The organism is Mycetocola sp. Y171 (assembly GCF_056713165.1).
In genome coordinates, this window is record NZ_JBWYGX010000001.1 from 1,926,134 (window position 1) to 1,942,373 (window position 16,240).

General features: G+C 67.1%; 15 protein-coding genes. 12 read left to right on the forward strand and 3 right to left on the reverse strand.

What is annotated here, in order from left to right:
* Positions 1-63: 63 nt before the first annotated feature.
* Positions 64-831, forward strand: a complete 768-nt coding sequence (locus tag AC1M2K_RS09285; RefSeq protein ID WP_480240748.1) for a TetR/AcrR family transcriptional regulator — start codon at positions 64-66, stop codon at positions 829-831.
* A 98-nt stretch (positions 832-929) separates the two neighbouring features.
* On the opposite strand, the gene AC1M2K_RS09290 is transcribed toward AC1M2K_RS09285, so the two are convergent.
* From AC1M2K_RS09290 to AC1M2K_RS09300, 3 genes are read right to left on the reverse strand one after another with little or no spacing between them, the layout of a single operon-like run.
* On the reverse strand, positions 930-1,595 hold the full coding sequence (locus AC1M2K_RS09290; protein ID WP_480240749.1) for an SDR family oxidoreductase: 666 nt from the start codon (positions 1,593-1,595) through the stop codon (positions 930-932).
* A gap of 20 nt (positions 1,596-1,615) precedes the next feature.
* Positions 1,616-2,620 (reverse strand): aldo/keto reductase family protein, encoded by a 1,005-nt coding sequence (locus tag AC1M2K_RS09295; protein WP_480239017.1) that lies wholly within the window; start codon positions 2,618-2,620, stop codon positions 1,616-1,618.
* 33 nt (positions 2,621-2,653) lie between these two features.
* A complete protein-coding gene (locus AC1M2K_RS09300) occupies positions 2,654-3,640 on the reverse strand; it encodes a malate dehydrogenase (protein ID WP_480240750.1) in 987 nt (328 codons plus the stop codon).
* Positions 3,641-3,719: 79 nt separating this feature from the next.
* On the opposite strand from AC1M2K_RS09300, the gene pip reads away from it, so the two are divergent.
* The 11 genes from pip to AC1M2K_RS09355 all read left to right on the forward strand — a co-directional run bounded on the left by pip (position 3,720) and on the right by AC1M2K_RS09355 (position 16,237).
* Complete coding sequence (gene pip / locus AC1M2K_RS09305) at positions 3,720-4,676, forward strand: prolyl aminopeptidase (protein ID WP_480240751.1); 957 nt, start codon at positions 3,720-3,722, stop codon at positions 4,674-4,676.
* A gap of 65 nt (positions 4,677-4,741) precedes the next feature.
* Positions 4,742-5,629, forward strand: a complete 888-nt coding sequence (ypfJ, locus tag AC1M2K_RS09310; RefSeq protein ID WP_480240752.1) for a KPN_02809 family neutral zinc metallopeptidase — start codon at positions 4,742-4,744, stop codon at positions 5,627-5,629.
* A 99-nt stretch (positions 5,630-5,728) separates the two neighbouring features.
* Positions 5,729-6,661, forward strand: coding sequence for an ABC transporter ATP-binding protein (locus AC1M2K_RS09315; protein ID WP_480240753.1), 933 nt, complete (start codon positions 5,729-5,731; stop codon positions 6,659-6,661).
* On the forward strand, positions 6,658-7,494 hold the full coding sequence (locus AC1M2K_RS09320) for an ABC transporter permease (RefSeq protein WP_480240754.1): 837 nt from the start codon (positions 6,658-6,660) through the stop codon (positions 7,492-7,494). Before AC1M2K_RS09315 ends, AC1M2K_RS09320 begins: the two co-directional genes overlap by 4 nt.
* A gap of 77 nt (positions 7,495-7,571) precedes the next feature.
* A complete protein-coding gene (locus tag AC1M2K_RS09325; protein ID WP_480240755.1) occupies positions 7,572-8,744 on the forward strand; it encodes a sensor histidine kinase in 1,173 nt (390 codons plus the stop codon).
* Positions 8,741-9,394 (forward strand): response regulator, encoded by a 654-nt coding sequence (locus AC1M2K_RS09330; protein WP_480240756.1) that lies wholly within the window; start codon positions 8,741-8,743, stop codon positions 9,392-9,394. The genes AC1M2K_RS09325 and AC1M2K_RS09330 overlap by 4 nt, the downstream gene beginning before the upstream one ends.
* Positions 9,395-9,650: 256 nt before the next feature.
* Positions 9,651-11,168, forward strand: a complete 1,518-nt coding sequence (locus AC1M2K_RS09335) for a sugar transferase (protein ID WP_480239009.1) — start codon at positions 9,651-9,653, stop codon at positions 11,166-11,168.
* Entirely contained in the window at positions 11,168-11,659 is a 492-nt protein-coding gene (locus tag AC1M2K_RS09340) for an FAD synthase family protein (protein WP_480239008.1), read from the forward strand. Before AC1M2K_RS09335 ends, AC1M2K_RS09340 begins: the two co-directional genes overlap by 1 nt.
* Positions 11,656-12,321, forward strand: a complete 666-nt coding sequence (locus tag AC1M2K_RS09345; protein WP_480240757.1) for a hypothetical protein — start codon at positions 11,656-11,658, stop codon at positions 12,319-12,321. The genes AC1M2K_RS09340 and AC1M2K_RS09345 overlap by 4 nt, the downstream gene beginning before the upstream one ends.
* Positions 12,318-15,506, forward strand: a complete 3,189-nt coding sequence (locus tag AC1M2K_RS09350; RefSeq protein WP_480240758.1) for a fibrinogen-like YCDxxxxGGGW domain-containing protein — start codon at positions 12,318-12,320, stop codon at positions 15,504-15,506. Before AC1M2K_RS09345 ends, AC1M2K_RS09350 begins: the two co-directional genes overlap by 4 nt.
* Positions 15,506-16,237 (forward strand): CDP-alcohol phosphatidyltransferase family protein, encoded by a 732-nt coding sequence (locus AC1M2K_RS09355; RefSeq protein ID WP_480240759.1) that lies wholly within the window; start codon positions 15,506-15,508, stop codon positions 16,235-16,237. Before AC1M2K_RS09350 ends, AC1M2K_RS09355 begins: the two co-directional genes overlap by 1 nt.
* Positions 16,238-16,240 lie beyond the last annotated feature (3 nt).

Here is a 16,240-nt window from a genome sequence, read left to right on the forward strand (position 1 = left end):
TACTTTGTACGGAGTTGTGTGAAAAATCAGCGTACACCATACGAAGTACGTAGACTAGGGCTCATGGCCACCAACGGACCGACAGGCGCAGGCGACCCGGATCGCACGCTCGCCCTGCTCTGGCGCCACAAACTCGGCGAGCAGGCGGGCTCGAGAGGTCCCAAGCAGAAGACGACGGTCGATGCGGTCATCGCGTGCGGAATCGGGCTGGCCGACGAAGAAGGACTCGACGCATTTTCGATGCGGAAAGTGGCCGAGCGGCTCGGCATCGGGGTGATGTCCCTCTACACCTACGTGCCCGGCAGGGAAGAGTTGATCGGCCTCATGGTCGACGAGGTGATCGGTGAGGTGCCACATCCGCCGCTCGACGGCGACCTGCGGAGTCGACTGGATGCCGTCGCACGCCACCTCTGGGACGAGTACAGACGGCATCCGTGGCTGCTGCAGGTCGACACGTCGAGGCCGTGGCTCGGTCCCCACGTGTCCGACCGCTACGAGTGGGAACTCTCAGCTGTCGAGGGAATCGGAATCGGCGACATCGACATGGATCAGGTCGTCACCCTCATCGCCGGATTCGTGTCGAGCGCCGCTCGTGCGGCGAGGGATGCTGAGCTCACCGTACGCCGATCGGGGATGAGCGACGCCGAATGGTGGGAGATCAATGCTCCCGTGCTGGAGAAGGTGATGGACGGTGCCCAGTACCCCATCGCCGGCCGTGTCGGCCAGGCCTTCGGCGACGAGTACCAGGCGGCGAGCAACCCAGCGCTCGCGTTCGAATTCGGGCTCGCCCGTGTTCTCGACGGCATCCTCGCGTTCGTCGCGCGGGCGTAGCGGAACCACCGCGCTGGTCGGTCCCGAACGGTCGCTCAGACGTGTGCTGAGCGACCGTTCGGGACCGATCGCAGGATGGAACGACCGTTCCGGACCGATCAGTCGGCGGAGACGGCCGCCGCGACCGCTGCCGGGATGGGGGACTCGCCGGAAACGACGTCCCAGGAGTGTCCGGCCGTGTCGGGGAAGCTGAGTACAGCCGCGATAACGGCCGCGACGTCCGCACGAGGGATGGAGCCGCGAGGGGTGTCGGCCGCGAGGGTGACGAGACCGGTCGGCTCGTCATCGGTCAGGGCACCGGGGCGGAGGATCGTCCAGGCCAGGCTCGATCGCCTGAGGGCGGCGTCCGCGTCCCGCTTGGCTTCGACGTAGGCGTTCCACACTTCGTCTGTGCTCGGCTCGACATCCTCGTCGACGCCGATCGCCGAGATCTGGACGAACCGGGGGACTCCGGCGTTCTCGGCCGCTTCCGCCGCCTTCACCGAGCCGTCGTAGTCGACCGTGCGCTTGCGGGCGGCACCGGAACCGGGACCAGCCCCTGCGGCGAACACGACGGCATCCGCTCCGGTCAGAGCAGGCACGAGGTCAGATGCGGATGCCGCCTCGATGTCGCAGACGACGGACTCCGCCCCCAGCGCCTCGATCTCGGCGCTGTGGGCGGGGTTGCGGAAGACACTGACGACCTCGTCGTCGCGCTCCACCAGCAGTTCGGTCAGCAGGCGGGCGATCGAGCCATGCCCGCCGATGATCACAATTCGGCTCATCAGGATGCCTTTCGGATGGATCAGGACGGACGCTGTTCAGGCGACACCGTCTTGCGGGGGTCTGTTTCGGGGAGCGAACCGAGCACGGCGTCGATTCGGGCGAGCGTGTCAGACGAGAGCGAAACGCCTGCAGCCTTCACGTTGTCGCGGACCTGGTCGGGGCGGGATGCGCCGATGATGGCCGAGGCCACGTTCTCGTTCGACAGCACCCACGCGATCGCGAGCTGCGCGAGCGTGAGGTCCTGTTCGTCGGCGATCGGCTTGAGCTCCTGCACGGCGGTGAGCACATCGTCTGTGAGGAACCGTTTGACGGCGTCGGCGCCGCCCTTGTCGTCCGTGGCCCTGCTGCCTGCCGGGAGTGGCTGGCCCGGGAGGTACTTTCCGGTGAGGACACCCTGCGCAACGGGAGACCAGACGATCTGCGAGATGCCGAGCTCTTTCGACGCCGGGACGACTTCCTCTTCGATGACCCGCCAGAGCATCGAGTACTGCGGCTGGTTGGAGATGAGCGAGATACCCAGGTCCTTCGCGAGGGCGGAGCCGCGACGCAACTGGTCGGCGTCCCACTCGGACACGCCGATGTAGAGCGCCTTGCCCTGCCTGACCACGTCGGCGAAGGCCTGCATGGTCTCCTCGAGCGGGGTCTCGGCGTCGTAGCGGTGTGCCTGGTAGAGGTCGACGTAGTCGGTGCCGAGGCGAGAGAGCGACCCGTTGATCGATTCCATGATGTGCTTTCGGCTGAGGCCGGAATCGTTGGCGCCCATCGGGCCGGTCGGCCAGTAGACCTTCGTGAAGATCTCGAGCGATTCACGACGCTCTGAGGCGAGCGCCTCACCGAGCACCGTCTCCGCGGCGGTGTTGGCGTAGGCGTCCGCCGTGTCGAACGTGGTGATGCCGCTGTCGAGGGCGGCAGCCACGCACTCGCGGGCGGCATCGTTCTCGACCTGCGAGCCGTGGGTGAGCCAGTTCCCGTAGGTGATCTCCGTGATTTTGAGGCCTGAGTTTCCGAGGTAGCGATAGTCCATCCGGCAACGCTACGCCCGATCGGGCATCATCCCCTAAACCAGCCCGAGCGATTGCACCTGATCGCGTTCTGTGGCAAGTTCCTCGACGGATGCGTCGATGCGCTCCCGGGAGAACGGGTCGATCTCCAGGTCCTGGACGATACGCCAGGCCCCGTCGACGCTCTCGACAGGGAACGAGGAGATCAGACCTGCGGGGACACCGTAGCTGCCGTCAGAGGACAGGGCGACGCTCGTCCAGGAGCTGCGCTGCCCTGTGACCCAGTCGTGGACGTGGTCGATCGTCGCGCTGGCCGCCGAGCCCACCGAACTCGACCCGCGGACGTCGATGATCTCAGCGCCCCGGTTGGCGACGCGCGGGATGAAGTCGTCACGGACCCACCCGTCGTCCACGAGCTCGCTGACCGGACGGCCGGCCGCGGTGGCGTGCGACAGATCCGGGTACTGCGTCGCCGAGTGATTCCCCCAGATCGTCAACCGGTCGAGGTCCCCCGCCTCGGCGCCGATCTTCTCCGCGAGAAGCCCGACGGCACGGTTGTGGTCGAGCCTGGTGAGAGCGGTGAACCGTTCTCGAGGTACATCCGGCGCGTGGGCCGCGGCGATGAATGCGTTGGTATTCGCCGGGTTGCCGACGACCGCGACCCGGATGTCGGATGCCGCTCCTCGGTTGATCGCGGCGCCCTGCGGCCCGAAGATCGCGCCGTTCGCCGCCAGAAGGTCTGCGCGTTCCATGCCTGGACCCCGCGGCCGCGATCCGACAAGGAGGGCGACGTTGGCACCGTCGAAAGCGGTCGCCGCACTGTCGGTGACCGTGACGGCGTCGAGAAGGGGGAACGCGGAATCCTGCAATTCGAGGGCGGCTCCTTCGGCGGCCGCGAGCCCGGCGGGGATCTCGAGGAGGTTCAGCCGGATGCGTGTTTCCGGCCCGAGCAGCTGGCCGGACGCGATCCGGAACAGCAGTGCGTAGCCGATCTGTCCTCCCGCCCCTGTCAGTGTCACCGTCGCGGTCGTCGGTGCGGTCATGGCAAGCCTCCTCGGTTCCGATGCGCACAGCATACGCGCGGCAGGTGCCGTGCGGAACGGTCCGCGATACGGTCTATTCATGCGCAGCATGTACCCCGAAATCGATCCGTTCGACTCCGGCCATCTCGACGTCGGAGACGGGCAGTCCGTCTACTGGGAGACGAGCGGCAATCCTGATGGCAAGCCTGTCGTGTTCCTCCACGGCGGCCCGGGCGGAGGAACCACTCCGGCCCACCGCCGCCTGTTCGACCCGGCGAAGTACCGCATCGTCCTGTTCGACCAGCGCGGCTGCGGCCTCAGCACGCCGCACGCCAGTGCGCCGGACGCCGACCTCAGAGCGAACACGACCTGGCACCTCGTCGCCGACATCGAAAGACTCCGGGAGCACCTCGGCATCGATCGGTGGCAGGTGTTCGGAGGGTCGTGGGGCAGCGCACTGGCCCTGGCCTACGCCGAGACCCACACCGATCGCGTGACCGAGCTCGTTCTCCGCGGGATCTTCACCCTCCGCAAGGTCGAACTCGACTGGTTCTACGAGGGCGGAGCATCGGCCCTGTTCCCGGACCTCTGGGAAGGTTTCCTTGCTCCGGTGCCCGAGGACGAGCGGGGCCACCTCGTCCGCGCGTACTCGACGCTGCTGAACGACCCGGACCCCGCCGTGCACGGGCCGGCCGCCGTCGCCTGGTCGCGCTGGGAGTCATCGACGATCACCCTCCTGCCCAGCGCTGAGACCATCGCCCGGTTCACCGAGCCGGCGTATGCGGTGGCGTTCGCCAGGATCGAGAACCACTACTTCATGAACGGCGGCTGGTGGGAGGACGGTCAGCTGATCCGGGATGCCGGCAGGCTCAGCGGCATCCCCACCGTTCTCGTCCAGGGGCGATACGACATCTGCACCCCGCCGATGACCGCGTGGGCGCTCGCACAAGCCCTTCCGGAAGCCGAACTGAAGATGGTCCCGGATGCCGGCCACGCCTTCGATGAGCCGGGAATCCTCGACGCCCTGATCGAGGCGACCGACCGTTTCGCCTCCTAGCCACAGGGCGGGCGGCTGCGCAAGGCGCTGGCTGAGCCCTGCCGGGTGGGGATAGGTTGTGGCTCGTGACCTTCAATCCTGATTCAGACATCTCCGGTGGCAACGTCAAACGCAGGGGCCGCGGTGTCGCCGTCGGCGGCGGAGTCGGCATCGTCGGAGTGATCGTCGTGTTCGTCATCTCGCAGCTGACCGGAGTCGACCTCGGAGGACTCGTCGGGGGAGGGGCACAGCCTGGCCCTGCGGCCAGCGATGAGGCCATCGCCGAATGCAAGACCGGTGAGGATGCCAACGAGAGCGTCGACTGCCTGATGAAGGGTGCGGCGGCGTCGATCGAGGACTACTGGGTCGACGCCTATCCGACGGTCGCGAGCAACGAATACGCCACCCCGGAGTTCATTTTGTTCGACGCATCGACGACCACCGGTTGTGGCGCCGCGTCGAGCGCCACAGGGCCGTTCTACTGCCCGCCCGACCAGACCATCTACATCGACACGAGCTTCTTCCAGCAGCTCCGCCAGCCGCCGTTCGACACCACGGGCGGAACGCTCGCGCAGATGTACATCGCCGCCCACGAGTGGGGTCATCACATCCAGAACATCTCAGGGGTCATGGATTCCGCCGACCGCAGCGGGACCGGCCCTGACTCTGACTCGGTCCGCATCGAACTGCAGGCGGACTGCTTCGCCGGCGCGTGGGTGGCTGCGGCGTCGGAGACGGAGGATGCCGAGGGGGCGAACTTCCTCGAGGTGCCGACAAGGGAGCAAGTCGCCGACGCGCTCGACGCCGCTGCCGCCGTCGGCGACGACCGGATCCAGCAGGGTTCAGGGCAGGGCGTGAACTCGGAGGCGTGGACCCACGGGTCGAGCGAACAGCGCCAGCGCTGGTTCACGGCCGGCTACGAGAACGGCGCTGCTTCCTGCGACACATTCGCGGTCGAGGGCTCACGGTTGTAGGTGGTCCGCGCAGAAGCGGTACCAGGGTACGACCCTGGATCCCGGAAACCGGCCTCGCGGCCGATGCCGGGCGGTACGCGCCGTCCGTAACCTCGGAGCATGATCGAAGCACACTCCCTGACCAAGACATACGGCCCCAAGACGGCCGTCAACGACATCACCTTCACCGTCCGACCTGGGGCCGTCACCGGCTTCCTCGGCCCGAACGGCGCTGGCAAGTCCACGACCATGCGAATGATCGTCGGACTCGACCGTCCGACGGCCGGCCACGTGACCGTGAACGGGCGGAACTACCGCGACCACCGGTCGCCGCTGCACGAAGTCGGGATCCTCCTCGACGCCAAAGCCGTGCACACCGGCCGCAGCGCCTACTCGCACCTGCTCGCCATGGCCGCGACCTCCGGGATCGGCAAGCGTCGCGTCGACGAGGTCATCGACCTCACCGGACTCGGATCGGTTGCCAGGAAGCGCGTAGGTGGCTTTTCACTCGGCATGGGCCAGCGGCTGGGCATCGCCGCAGCGCTGCTCGGCGACCCGCAGACCCTCATCCTCGACGAACCCGTGAACGGGCTCGACCCCGAGGGCGTCCGCTGGGTCCGTTCGCTCGTCCGTGGCCTCGCCGCAGAAGGTCGGACGGTCCTGCTCTCCAGCCACCTGATGAGCGAGATGGCGCTGACCGCCGACCACATCATCGTCCTGGGGAAGGGCAGGGTGATCGCAGACGCGCCCGTCGGCGCCATCGTCGACGGTGCTGCCATCAGCACCGTCAGGGTGCGGAGCCCACGGGCATCCGAGCTCGTGACCGCTCTCGCCCACCAGGACGTCACCATCAGCCAGGTCGAGCAGAACCTGCTCGACGTCGTCGGAGTGGACGCAGCCGCCATCGGCGAGCTGGCCGCTCGCAGCGGTATCCCGCTGCACGAACTCACCCCGATCACCGCCTCCCTCGAAGAGGCCTACATGCAACTGACACAGGACGACGTCGAATACCGCACCGGCGCCGCCGCATTTCCCACGGAGGTTTCACGATGACTGCCCAGCTTCTCGACCGGTCGACGGATTCCGCGGCCTCCGATCCCCGCATCCGGCTCAGCGCCGCCGGCATCCTTCGGTCCGAATGGATCAAATTGATCAGCCTGCGGTCGACCGTCTGGTCGTACGCCGTACTCGTCCTTCTGTCGCTCGGGCTCGCCGCCCTCATGGCGGCCACCCTGGCCCCTGAGACGGGCGTCGCGATTCCCGACGAGGCGCAGGTCGGCTTCATCTCACAGGTGAGTTCATTCCCGGTGGTTCTCGGGCAACTCATCGTTGCCGTGCTCGGTGTGCTGCTCATCTCCGGCGAGTACGGAACCGGAATGATCCGGTCGACGTTCAGCGCCGTCCCCCGGAGGCTCCCCGTTCTCTGGGCGAAGAGCGCCGTTCTCTTCGTGAGCACATTCGTCGTCGGGCTCGTCGCCACGGTCGGCAGTTACCTGGTCGCCAGCCCCATCCTCGCGGCGAGCGGCGTGTCGGCTCCGATCACGGATCCGGACGTCCTCCGCGCCATCGTCGGTGGCGCGCTGTACCTGAGCCTCGTCGCCCTGTTCGCCCTCGGTGTCGGGACGATCGTGAGGAGCTCGGCCGGCGGCATCGCCGTCGTGCTCGGCATCATCCTCATCCTGCCGACCGTGCTCCAGCTGATCCCCGCCGACTGGGCGCACGACCTCATCCCCTACCTCCTCTCCGATGCGGGCCTCGGCCTGCTCGGCCTAGAATCGGATGTCCCCGGCGGCCTCGAGCCCTGGCAGCAGCTGACCGTCGTCCTCGGCTGGGTCGTCGCCTCCCTGGCAGCAGGGGCCATCCTGATGAAGCGGAGAGACGCCTGACCGATACGCCAGCGAGCTCCCCGCCGCACCCGGATCAGGGTGCGGACGGGGAGCTTCGCCTGCCGCGGGCGCCCGGTGTGATCCGTCTGTTCTGGGCGAGGCACACGCGCGTGGCCGACACGATCGTCGCCCTGATCTACGCAGTGCCCGAGGGCATTGCCCGCATCCTCGCCTACATCGACGGCGCCGTTCCGCCCGCGCTGAACACCTTCGAGCTCCTGCTCGGTGCCGTGACGGCAGCAGCGCTCTTCGACCGCAGGCGCCGGCCGATCACCGCCCTCGTGCTCGCACTCGCCACGACGGCGCTGTTCCTGTGGAACCCGAGCGCGATGGGTGGCATCGCCCTCGTCATCGCGCTCTACTCGGTGGCCGTCCATCACAGCGTCCGGGCATCCTGGATCGGACTCGGAGCCACGGCGGCGGTCCTCACCCTTGCCGGCTTCATGACGGCGGCCCTGTTCGAGGACCCCTGGTTCAACGACGTGCTGACCACCGTCGTCCTCTGCCTCTTCGCCGTCCTCGTCGGCATCAACATCGGCAACCGGGTCCGCTACATCGGCGCCCTCGTCGACCGCGCAGCGCAACTGGCGCGCGAGCGCGATCAGCAGGCGAAGCTCGCCGCGGCATCCGAACGCGCACGGATCGCCCGTGACATGCACGACATCGTCGCCCACAGCCTGTCCGTCATGATCCGCCTTGCCGACGGCGCCGAAGCGATGGTCGACAAGGATCCTGAAGCCTCCCGCGAGGCGATTCAGGGCATCGCCACGACAGGGCGGGCATCCCTCGCCGAGATGCGCCGACTGCTCGGTGTGCTGAGGGATGAGTCGGACAGCGGCGCCGACTGGTCGCCGCAGCCGACGCTCGACAACCTGCCCGAGCTCGTCGAGAGCTACCGCCGGGCCGGTCTGCCGGTGACGCTGCAGACGATCGGCGTCCTCCCGACCGGTTCGGGGGTCCAGCTCGCCATCTATCGCTCCGTACAGGAGGCCTTGACGAACGCCCTCAGGTACGCCGGCCATCCGACAGAGGTGCTCGTGCGGCTGGATTGCTCCGGCCCAGGCGTCGACCTCACGGTGCGTGACGACGGTACAGGAGGCCCTGCCCAGGCATCGATCGGCGCTGGGCGCGGGCTGATCGGGATGGGTGAACGCGCCGCGTTGTACGGTGGCATCGTCGAAAGCGGTCCGCTGGGATCCGGCGGCTGGAGAGTACATGTGACGATGCCGCAAGCGGGGGAGGACTCATGACGATCAGGGTCATGCTCGTCGACGACCAGGACCTCCTGCGGATGGGGCTGGCGATGGTGATCGCCGGCGAATCGGACATGGAGGTGGTCGGCGAAGCGGCCGACGGATTCTCCGCGGTGGAGCGGGCGCGCGAATTCCAGCCGGACGTGATCCTCATGGACGTCAGGATGCCGTCGCTCGACGGGATCGAGGCGACCCGGCGCATCGTCCATGAGCGGCCGGACGCCCGGGTGATCATCCTGACCACCTTCGACCTCGATGAATACGCGTTCGGCGGCCTCAACGCCGGGGCCAGCGGCTTCCTGCTCAAGGACGCCCCGCCGGCGGAGCTGTTCGCCGCGGTGCGCGCCGTCGCCAGCGGGGAGGCCAGCGTGTCTCCGAGAATCACGCGCCGGATGCTCGATCTCTACGGCGGCAAACTTCCCCTTGACGGATCGGCGGCAGGTTCAGGGCGCCTCGACGTACTCACCGAGCGGGAGCGGGAAGTCTTCATCGCCATCGGCCGAGGGCTGTCCAATCCGGAGATCGCGCAATCCCTTTTCTTGTCGGAGTCGACAGTGAAGACGCACGTCGGGCGGATCCTGCAGAAGCTCGATCTCCGCGACCGCGTGCAGGCCGTCATCCTCGCGCACCACGAGGGCCTCGGCTGACCTTCCGTGCGATCCGGCCGACGTCTGGCCGCTGACGCGCCGCCGTTCCTGGTGTCCTCGCCGACCCCTCTGACGCGAGCTCTGTGCCCCTAAGGGGGGCGCGCAGTCCTCAAACGTGAGGAATACTCTGATACCACCAAACTGAGGAATCATCACATTGCGTGGTGCGGATCAGCCCGCTCGATACGCGGCAGCGATCCGACACCGACCCGGGTATCGAGGGATTTGACGTTATGAAGTTGTTGCAGGGCATGTCATGACGAGAGTCGAACCCCACCCTACGCCGCTGGACGTCCTCCGTGACGTCTCCATCCGCTTCGGCGAACGAGGCAGGCGGGCGCTCTCCGCCCCCGGTGTCGCGTGGACGAGACGGTATCGAGCGAAGCTCCTCGTCACCGACTGCCTGATCGTCTTCGCTGCGATCGCCATCAGCGCGTTTCTCCGGTTCGGCACCGACGAGCACGTCATCTACGTAAGCGGCTTCCCGGTCAACGAGTGGTTCATCGCGCTGGTGATGTCACTGTGCTGGATCGGCGCGCTCGGACTGTACCGCACCAGGGAGAGCCGCGAGCTCGGCGTCGGGGCCGCCGAATACAAGCGGGTGGTCTCCGCAAGTGCCATCACCTTCGGCCTGCTGGCCATCACCTTCCTCCTCCTCCAGGTCGACATCGCGCGTGGCTTCTTCCTCGTGTCCCTCCCCCTCGGTGTGTCCGCCCTCCTCCTCGGCCGCTGGTCGTGGCGGCGCTGGCTTACCCACCAGCGGCTGTTCGGCAATTACCTCAGCCGCGCGCTCGTCGTCGGCGACCGGGCAGACGTCGGTTACGTGGTGCGTCGCATCCACCACAGCAGCGGGGCTGCATACACGGTCGTCGGCGCGGCCCTGTACGGAGACGCCACCGCCCCGATCGTCGAGGGCCGCACCGTCATCCCTGTCGTCACAACCCCTGACCGCGTCGCCCAGGTCGCCGACGAGATCGGGGCGGACACCGTCATCGTGGCAGGCGGCTACGCGAGCGAATCCACGTACATCCGCGACCTCGGCTGGGAACTCGAGTCGACGGGGGCGGAACTCGTCGTCGCCTCGCGACTCACGAACGTCGCCGGACCGCGGATCCACTTCCGTCCGGTCGAGGGCCTGCCGCTCATGCACGTCGAACTGCCGAACTACGACGGGCCGAAGCACACCTTCAAACGCGTGCTCGACGTGCTCATCTCGGCGTGCGCGCTGATCGTGCTCGCGCCTGTGATGCTCGCGATCGCCGTCGCTGTGAAGCGGGACGGCCCAGGGCCGGTGATCTTCAGCCAGGAACGGGTCGGCCGCAGGGGCGACACCTTCCGGATGCTCAAGTTCCGATCCATGGTGGAGACGGCTGAAAGCGACCTCGCCGCGCTCCTCGACAAGAACGAGGGTTCAGGTCTGCTCTTCAAGATGAAGGACGACCCCAGAGTCACCCGCGTCGGCCGCTTCCTCCGTGCATACTCCCTCGACGAATTGCCGCAGTTGTGGAACGTGCTCGTCGGTGAAATGAGCATCGTCGGACCGCGGCCGCCCCTCCCACGTGAAGTCGCCGACTACGAGGGTCACGTCCGCCGCCGCCTCTACATCAAGCCGGGCCTCACCGGGATGTGGCAGGTGAACGGGCGCTCGGACCTGGACTGGGAGGAGAGCGTGAGGCTCGACCTGTACTACGTCGAGAACTGGTCACTCACTGGCGACCTCATGATCATCTGGCGCACGTTCCGCGTGCTGATCCGACCGGTGGGAGCCTACTGATGTCCGCACACGCACATGGCGCCCTCCGCGTCGGCTACGCGGCCGGGGCGTTCGACCTGTTCCACGTCGGCCACCTCAACATCCTCAAGCACGCGAGAAGCCAGTGCGACTTCCTCATCGCCGGGGTCGTCTCCGATGAGATGCTCGAACTCACCAAGGGCCGCCCGCCGATCGTCCCGCTCTTCGAGCGGCTCGAGATCGTCCGCAACATCCGTTTCGTCGACGACGCCGTCGCGGAGGTCGTCCCTGACAAGCTCGACACCTGGCGATCCCTCCGGTTCGACGTGTTCTTCAAGGGCGACGACTGGCGGGGCACCGAGAAAGGTGAACGGCTCGAAAGGGAGTTCGCCGCTGTCGGTGTCGATGTCGTGTACTTCCCGTACACAGTCAGCACCTCGAGCACCGAGCTGAGACGCGCACTCGATGTTCTCGAATCGGGGCGCCAGTCAGATTCCGCCCACAGCTCACGCGAATCCTCGGTGAACTCATGACGGCGTCAGAGCAGCCCCCGGGCGGGACGCGCATGCGCGGACGGATCCCGCGGCTGGCCGTCGCCGTCGCCGTCTTCGTCGTCGTGGTCGGACTGGTCCTCACCGTCGGTCTCGCCAACGGCTGGTTCACCTTCGGCGGAGCGGACGCCGGAAAGCCGGCGGCCACATCGACACCGACCCCTGCGCCTCCGAAGCCACTCACCCTTCCGACGCCAACCCCTGCACCGATCGGGGACAAGACCGACTCGGTCGAAGCCGTCGACTCGACACTTGACTCCTTCATCCTCGCAACGAACCAGGTGCTCCAGCGCGGAGACGGAAGCATCGACGGTGCAGAAACAGTTGCCGCCGGATTCGTCCTCGGCGAACTCCAGGCACTCGCGGCGGAGCGCAAAGCCCTCGGTTACAAGCAGGTGGGCGACGCGAAACTGACGGACGTCACCGTCGGGGCCGTCGACCTGACCGCGAAACCGCCGGCCATGACTCTCAGCGTCTGCGTCGACACGTCCGATGTCGATGTCGTCGATGAGAACGGAAAGTCCCTGAAAGACCGCATGTACACCCCAGACCACCCTGTCCAGCACACTTACGGCGCCCAGTTCCTCAACGGGCTCTGGAAGATCGTCACCCATGAAATACCCGAAAAAGGAACGTGCTCATGAACCCCTATGGAGCTCCAGCGATCAGTCGTCCACCGCGTCAACCAGGCGCACGAAATCGCGTCGGGCGGGCGAAAGCGGCCGCCATTCTCGCCACGGTCCTCGCCCTGGGGGCGTCGCTCCTCACCGCGGCGCCGGCAACGGCGGCCGATCCGTTACCGACAGGGCAATCGCTCGCAACAGCGGCCGGTTCCTGCTGGGAGGTCAAGCAGAACGTTCCGTCAGCGACGGACGGCACCTACTGGCTGCTCACCCCTGCGCTCAAGGCACCTGAGCAGTTCTACTGCGACATGACGACGGACGGTGGTGGATGGGTACTCATCGCTCGCGGCCGTGAAGGGTGGAAGGAGCTCTACGGCGGGCTGCGTCCCAACGAGGTCCGCACGACGGTCTCCGGAACAGGGGCGTTCAAAACCGCACAGCTCCAGGCTGTCAAGGTGGACGGACTCCTCAACAACGGCCGCGTCGATGCGCTCACCGACGGCGTCCGCGTCCGTAGGGCGTCGAACGCGACAGGCACCGCATACCAGGAGGTGCGCTTCAAGTACCAGGTTCGTGACCGCTGGGTGTGGACCTTCGCCGCTGAGCATCGGGTCTCGACCTATAGCTTCAACGGCGTCACCGGATCAGGCGGGCAGACCAGGAACTTCGGCAACAACAGCGGCCTGAACCGCTTCGATACGACCTATACGGCCGCGCAGGGGTGGACCGCAGGAATGGCGTACGGTTCGCAGATCACTGGCACCAACAGTGCGACGACCTACCTGTACACCAGCACGAACGGCAACGGCGGAGCCCGCCCGTTCGCTCAGATGTACCTGCGGCCGAAGCTGAAGATCGCCGAGATGAACTTCGGAACCATCCCGGATGCCGGCGCGCCGGCGACCGCGCAGATCCCGCTCGCTGAGAGCGACGCACAGCGCACGGTCTGGGGAGTCTCCGGCCTCGCCAACGGGCGTACCGGTGAACTCAACACCGAGGTCAGCGCCTTCGGCCAGTCAGGCACGAGCGTGTACGTGGGAGGCAACTTCCGTTACGTGCAGCGAGCCGAAGCATCCACAGGCGCGGACAAGGTCGAACGTCCGTATGTGGCCGCATTCAACGTGGCCGACAGCCAGTTCCGCCCCGCATTCGCCCCCGTGCTCAACGACCAGGTGAAGGCCATCGCGGCTCTTCCTGACGGTCGGGTCGCGCTCGGCGGCATGTTCAGCGTTGCCAACGGAGACAGCCACACCGGCATCGTCATCGTCGATCCGACGACGGGCGCCACGACCGGCTGGCAGGTGGACGCCGAGAACCGCACAACGGGCGGCGTCGCCCAGATCCGTGGCTTCTCGGTTCAGGGCAACTGGCTCTACGTCTCCGGTTCGTACACGCACCTCGTCCGGCAGGGCGGGATCACCGCCTCGAGCTGGAACGGCGGAAGGATCAACCTCACCACGGGCGTGCCAGACGTGAACTGGAACCCGATCATGAACGGGACGAGCGTCGGCGTCGACGCCTCTCCGAGCGGCGACCGGACCTACTTCTCCGGATACTTCCGCCAGACGGAAGAGACGCAGACGCTCAGTGCGAACGCACTGTCGACTGCGGCAGGCGCCGACCCGGTCACCCCGCTGTGGGCGCCGATCTTCTCGAAGCCGGGCGTGAACAACACCGGAAACATCTGGCAGCTCGGTGTCCGCGAGGCGGGCGGCAAAGTCTGGATCGGCGGATCTGAACACAGCCTGTTCAGCTACGACCGGAACAACTTCGTCAGGCAGAGTGGCTCGATCACCAAGGCGGGCGGTGACTTCCAGGTCGTCAGCTCGACCGGGAACGTCGTCTACGCCGGGTGCCACTGCGGCGACTGGGTCTACGAGAACGCGTTCTTCTGGGACGGCGTCGGCACCAACTGGACGCAGGCGGACAAGATCAGTCTCGTCGGCGCATGGGATGTCGCCACCGGCCAGGTCCATGAGGATTGGAGCCCGTTCATCCAGGCCCGCGCAGGGTACGGCGCGTGGGGGCTCTTCACTGACTCGACCGGCGTCCTGTGGACGGGTGGTGACTTCTCACGCACTCTGAGGGCAGGGGAAGTCAGCCAGTGGTCCGGCGGATTCGCCAGGTTCGCTCCGAGGGACGCGGCAGCGCCGAGCAAACCGGGGGCGCTCACCTCCACGCGCCTGGACTCGACGACCGCCCGCCTCAACTGGGGAGCGTCGACCGACAACAAGGCCGTGACCGGCTACGAGGTTCTCCGCGAGAACAAGGTCGTCGCCGTCACCACGTCGGGCGTCAGAACGGTGAACGTCCCGATAGAAGCGGCGGATGTCCGCTACTTCGTCAGGGCCGTCGATGCGGCCGGCAACCGGTCGGCAACCACTGCGGTCGCGCTGGTGTCGCCTCCGGCGGCAGCGCCTGCGGGCGTGACGGTGACGGGTGAAGCCACCGGCAGCACCACTGTCCAGCTCACCTGGACGCATCCGTCGGGGTCATCGGCCGTCGAGTATCGCGTGTCCCGAAACGGCACACAGATCGGCACCGTCCCGGCATCCGCTCCCGGATACACCGACTCCGGTCTCTCCGCGTCGACGAGTTATAACTACAGCGTCGTCGGGGCGGATTCGTCCGGCCAGACAGGACCTGCAGGCACCGTGACCGTCACGACACCTGCCGGTCCTCCTGACCCCCAGGTGACCCTGGTGCAGGACTCAAGCAGCTGGAAATGGCGGTTCCACACCGACGCTCTGGCTGCCGGCTGGCAGAACCCGGGATTCGATGACTCGGCCTGGGCGTCAGGCCCAGGTGTGCTCGGGTTCAACACCGCAGGGATCGGAACCGACATCAGTGTCGGGGCGCCGACGCCACGGCCGCTGAGCGCTCAGTTCCGCGGCACGTTCGAGACGCCTGATCCGGGTGAGTTCGAAAGCGTGGCCCTCTCGGTGATCGCGAATGACGGCGTCATCGTCTACGTGAACGGCACCGAAGTGGGCAGGGCGAACCTGCCGGCCGGCGCTATCACGCAGAACAGCTACGCGACAGCTGCACCGCGATCGGCCACGGCCGCTGCGAACCGTGTCACCTTCAATGTCCCTGTGGCTCTGCTGAACGCGGGGACGAACACGATAGCGGCGGAGACGCACGCGAATTATCGGTCGACCCCCGACCTGACGTTTGCGCTCACCGGTGTAGGTACGCGCGGCTGATGAACAGATACAGGGTGGCGACGGCCGAGCTGGCCTCAGCGCAGAAGTCGGGTGCAGGAGTACCCGCCTACCTGCGCTGGGTCAACCGGGGCCTCGGACGACGGGCGGCAGCAGCCGCGTACGTCGTCGGGCTCTCCCCGAACGCCGTCACCCTGATCAGCGGGGTCGTGTCCGCGGGGGGAATGGCCGTCCTGGTCTTCCTCCCGCTCACACCCGCCGCCGCGTTGGCAGCGATGCTTCTGTTCCTGGCCGGGTACGCACTCGACTCAGCGGACGGGCAGCTCGCCCGGCTGACGAACCGGGGGAGCAAGGCGGGGGAGTGGCTCGACCATGTCGTCGACTCCGTCCGCCTGCCCCTTGTCCACCTCGCCATCGCCGTCTGCCTCTGGCGGGCGGGGCTCCCGCTGTGGTCGGTTGCGGTGGCGCTCCTCTTCCTCGTCCTGTCGTCCGCCTGGTTCTTCGCCCAGACGCTGGCCGGGAAACTCTCGGCCGCCGCTTCCGACGACGGCTCCGCGGCGGAGGGCACGCCCGACTGGGTGTCGTTCGCGAAGATCCCCTATGACGTCGGGACCCTCTACGTGGTAATCGCGGCGCTCGCCTACCCTCCGCTCTTCCTCGTCCTTTACACGGGTCTCTTCGTCGTGACGGCAGGGGTCGCCGCGCTCTCGCTTCGCCGCAAGTACCAGGCCCTCATCGGGGAACAGCCGCGAGACCGCGTGCGGGAGGGCTGAGGA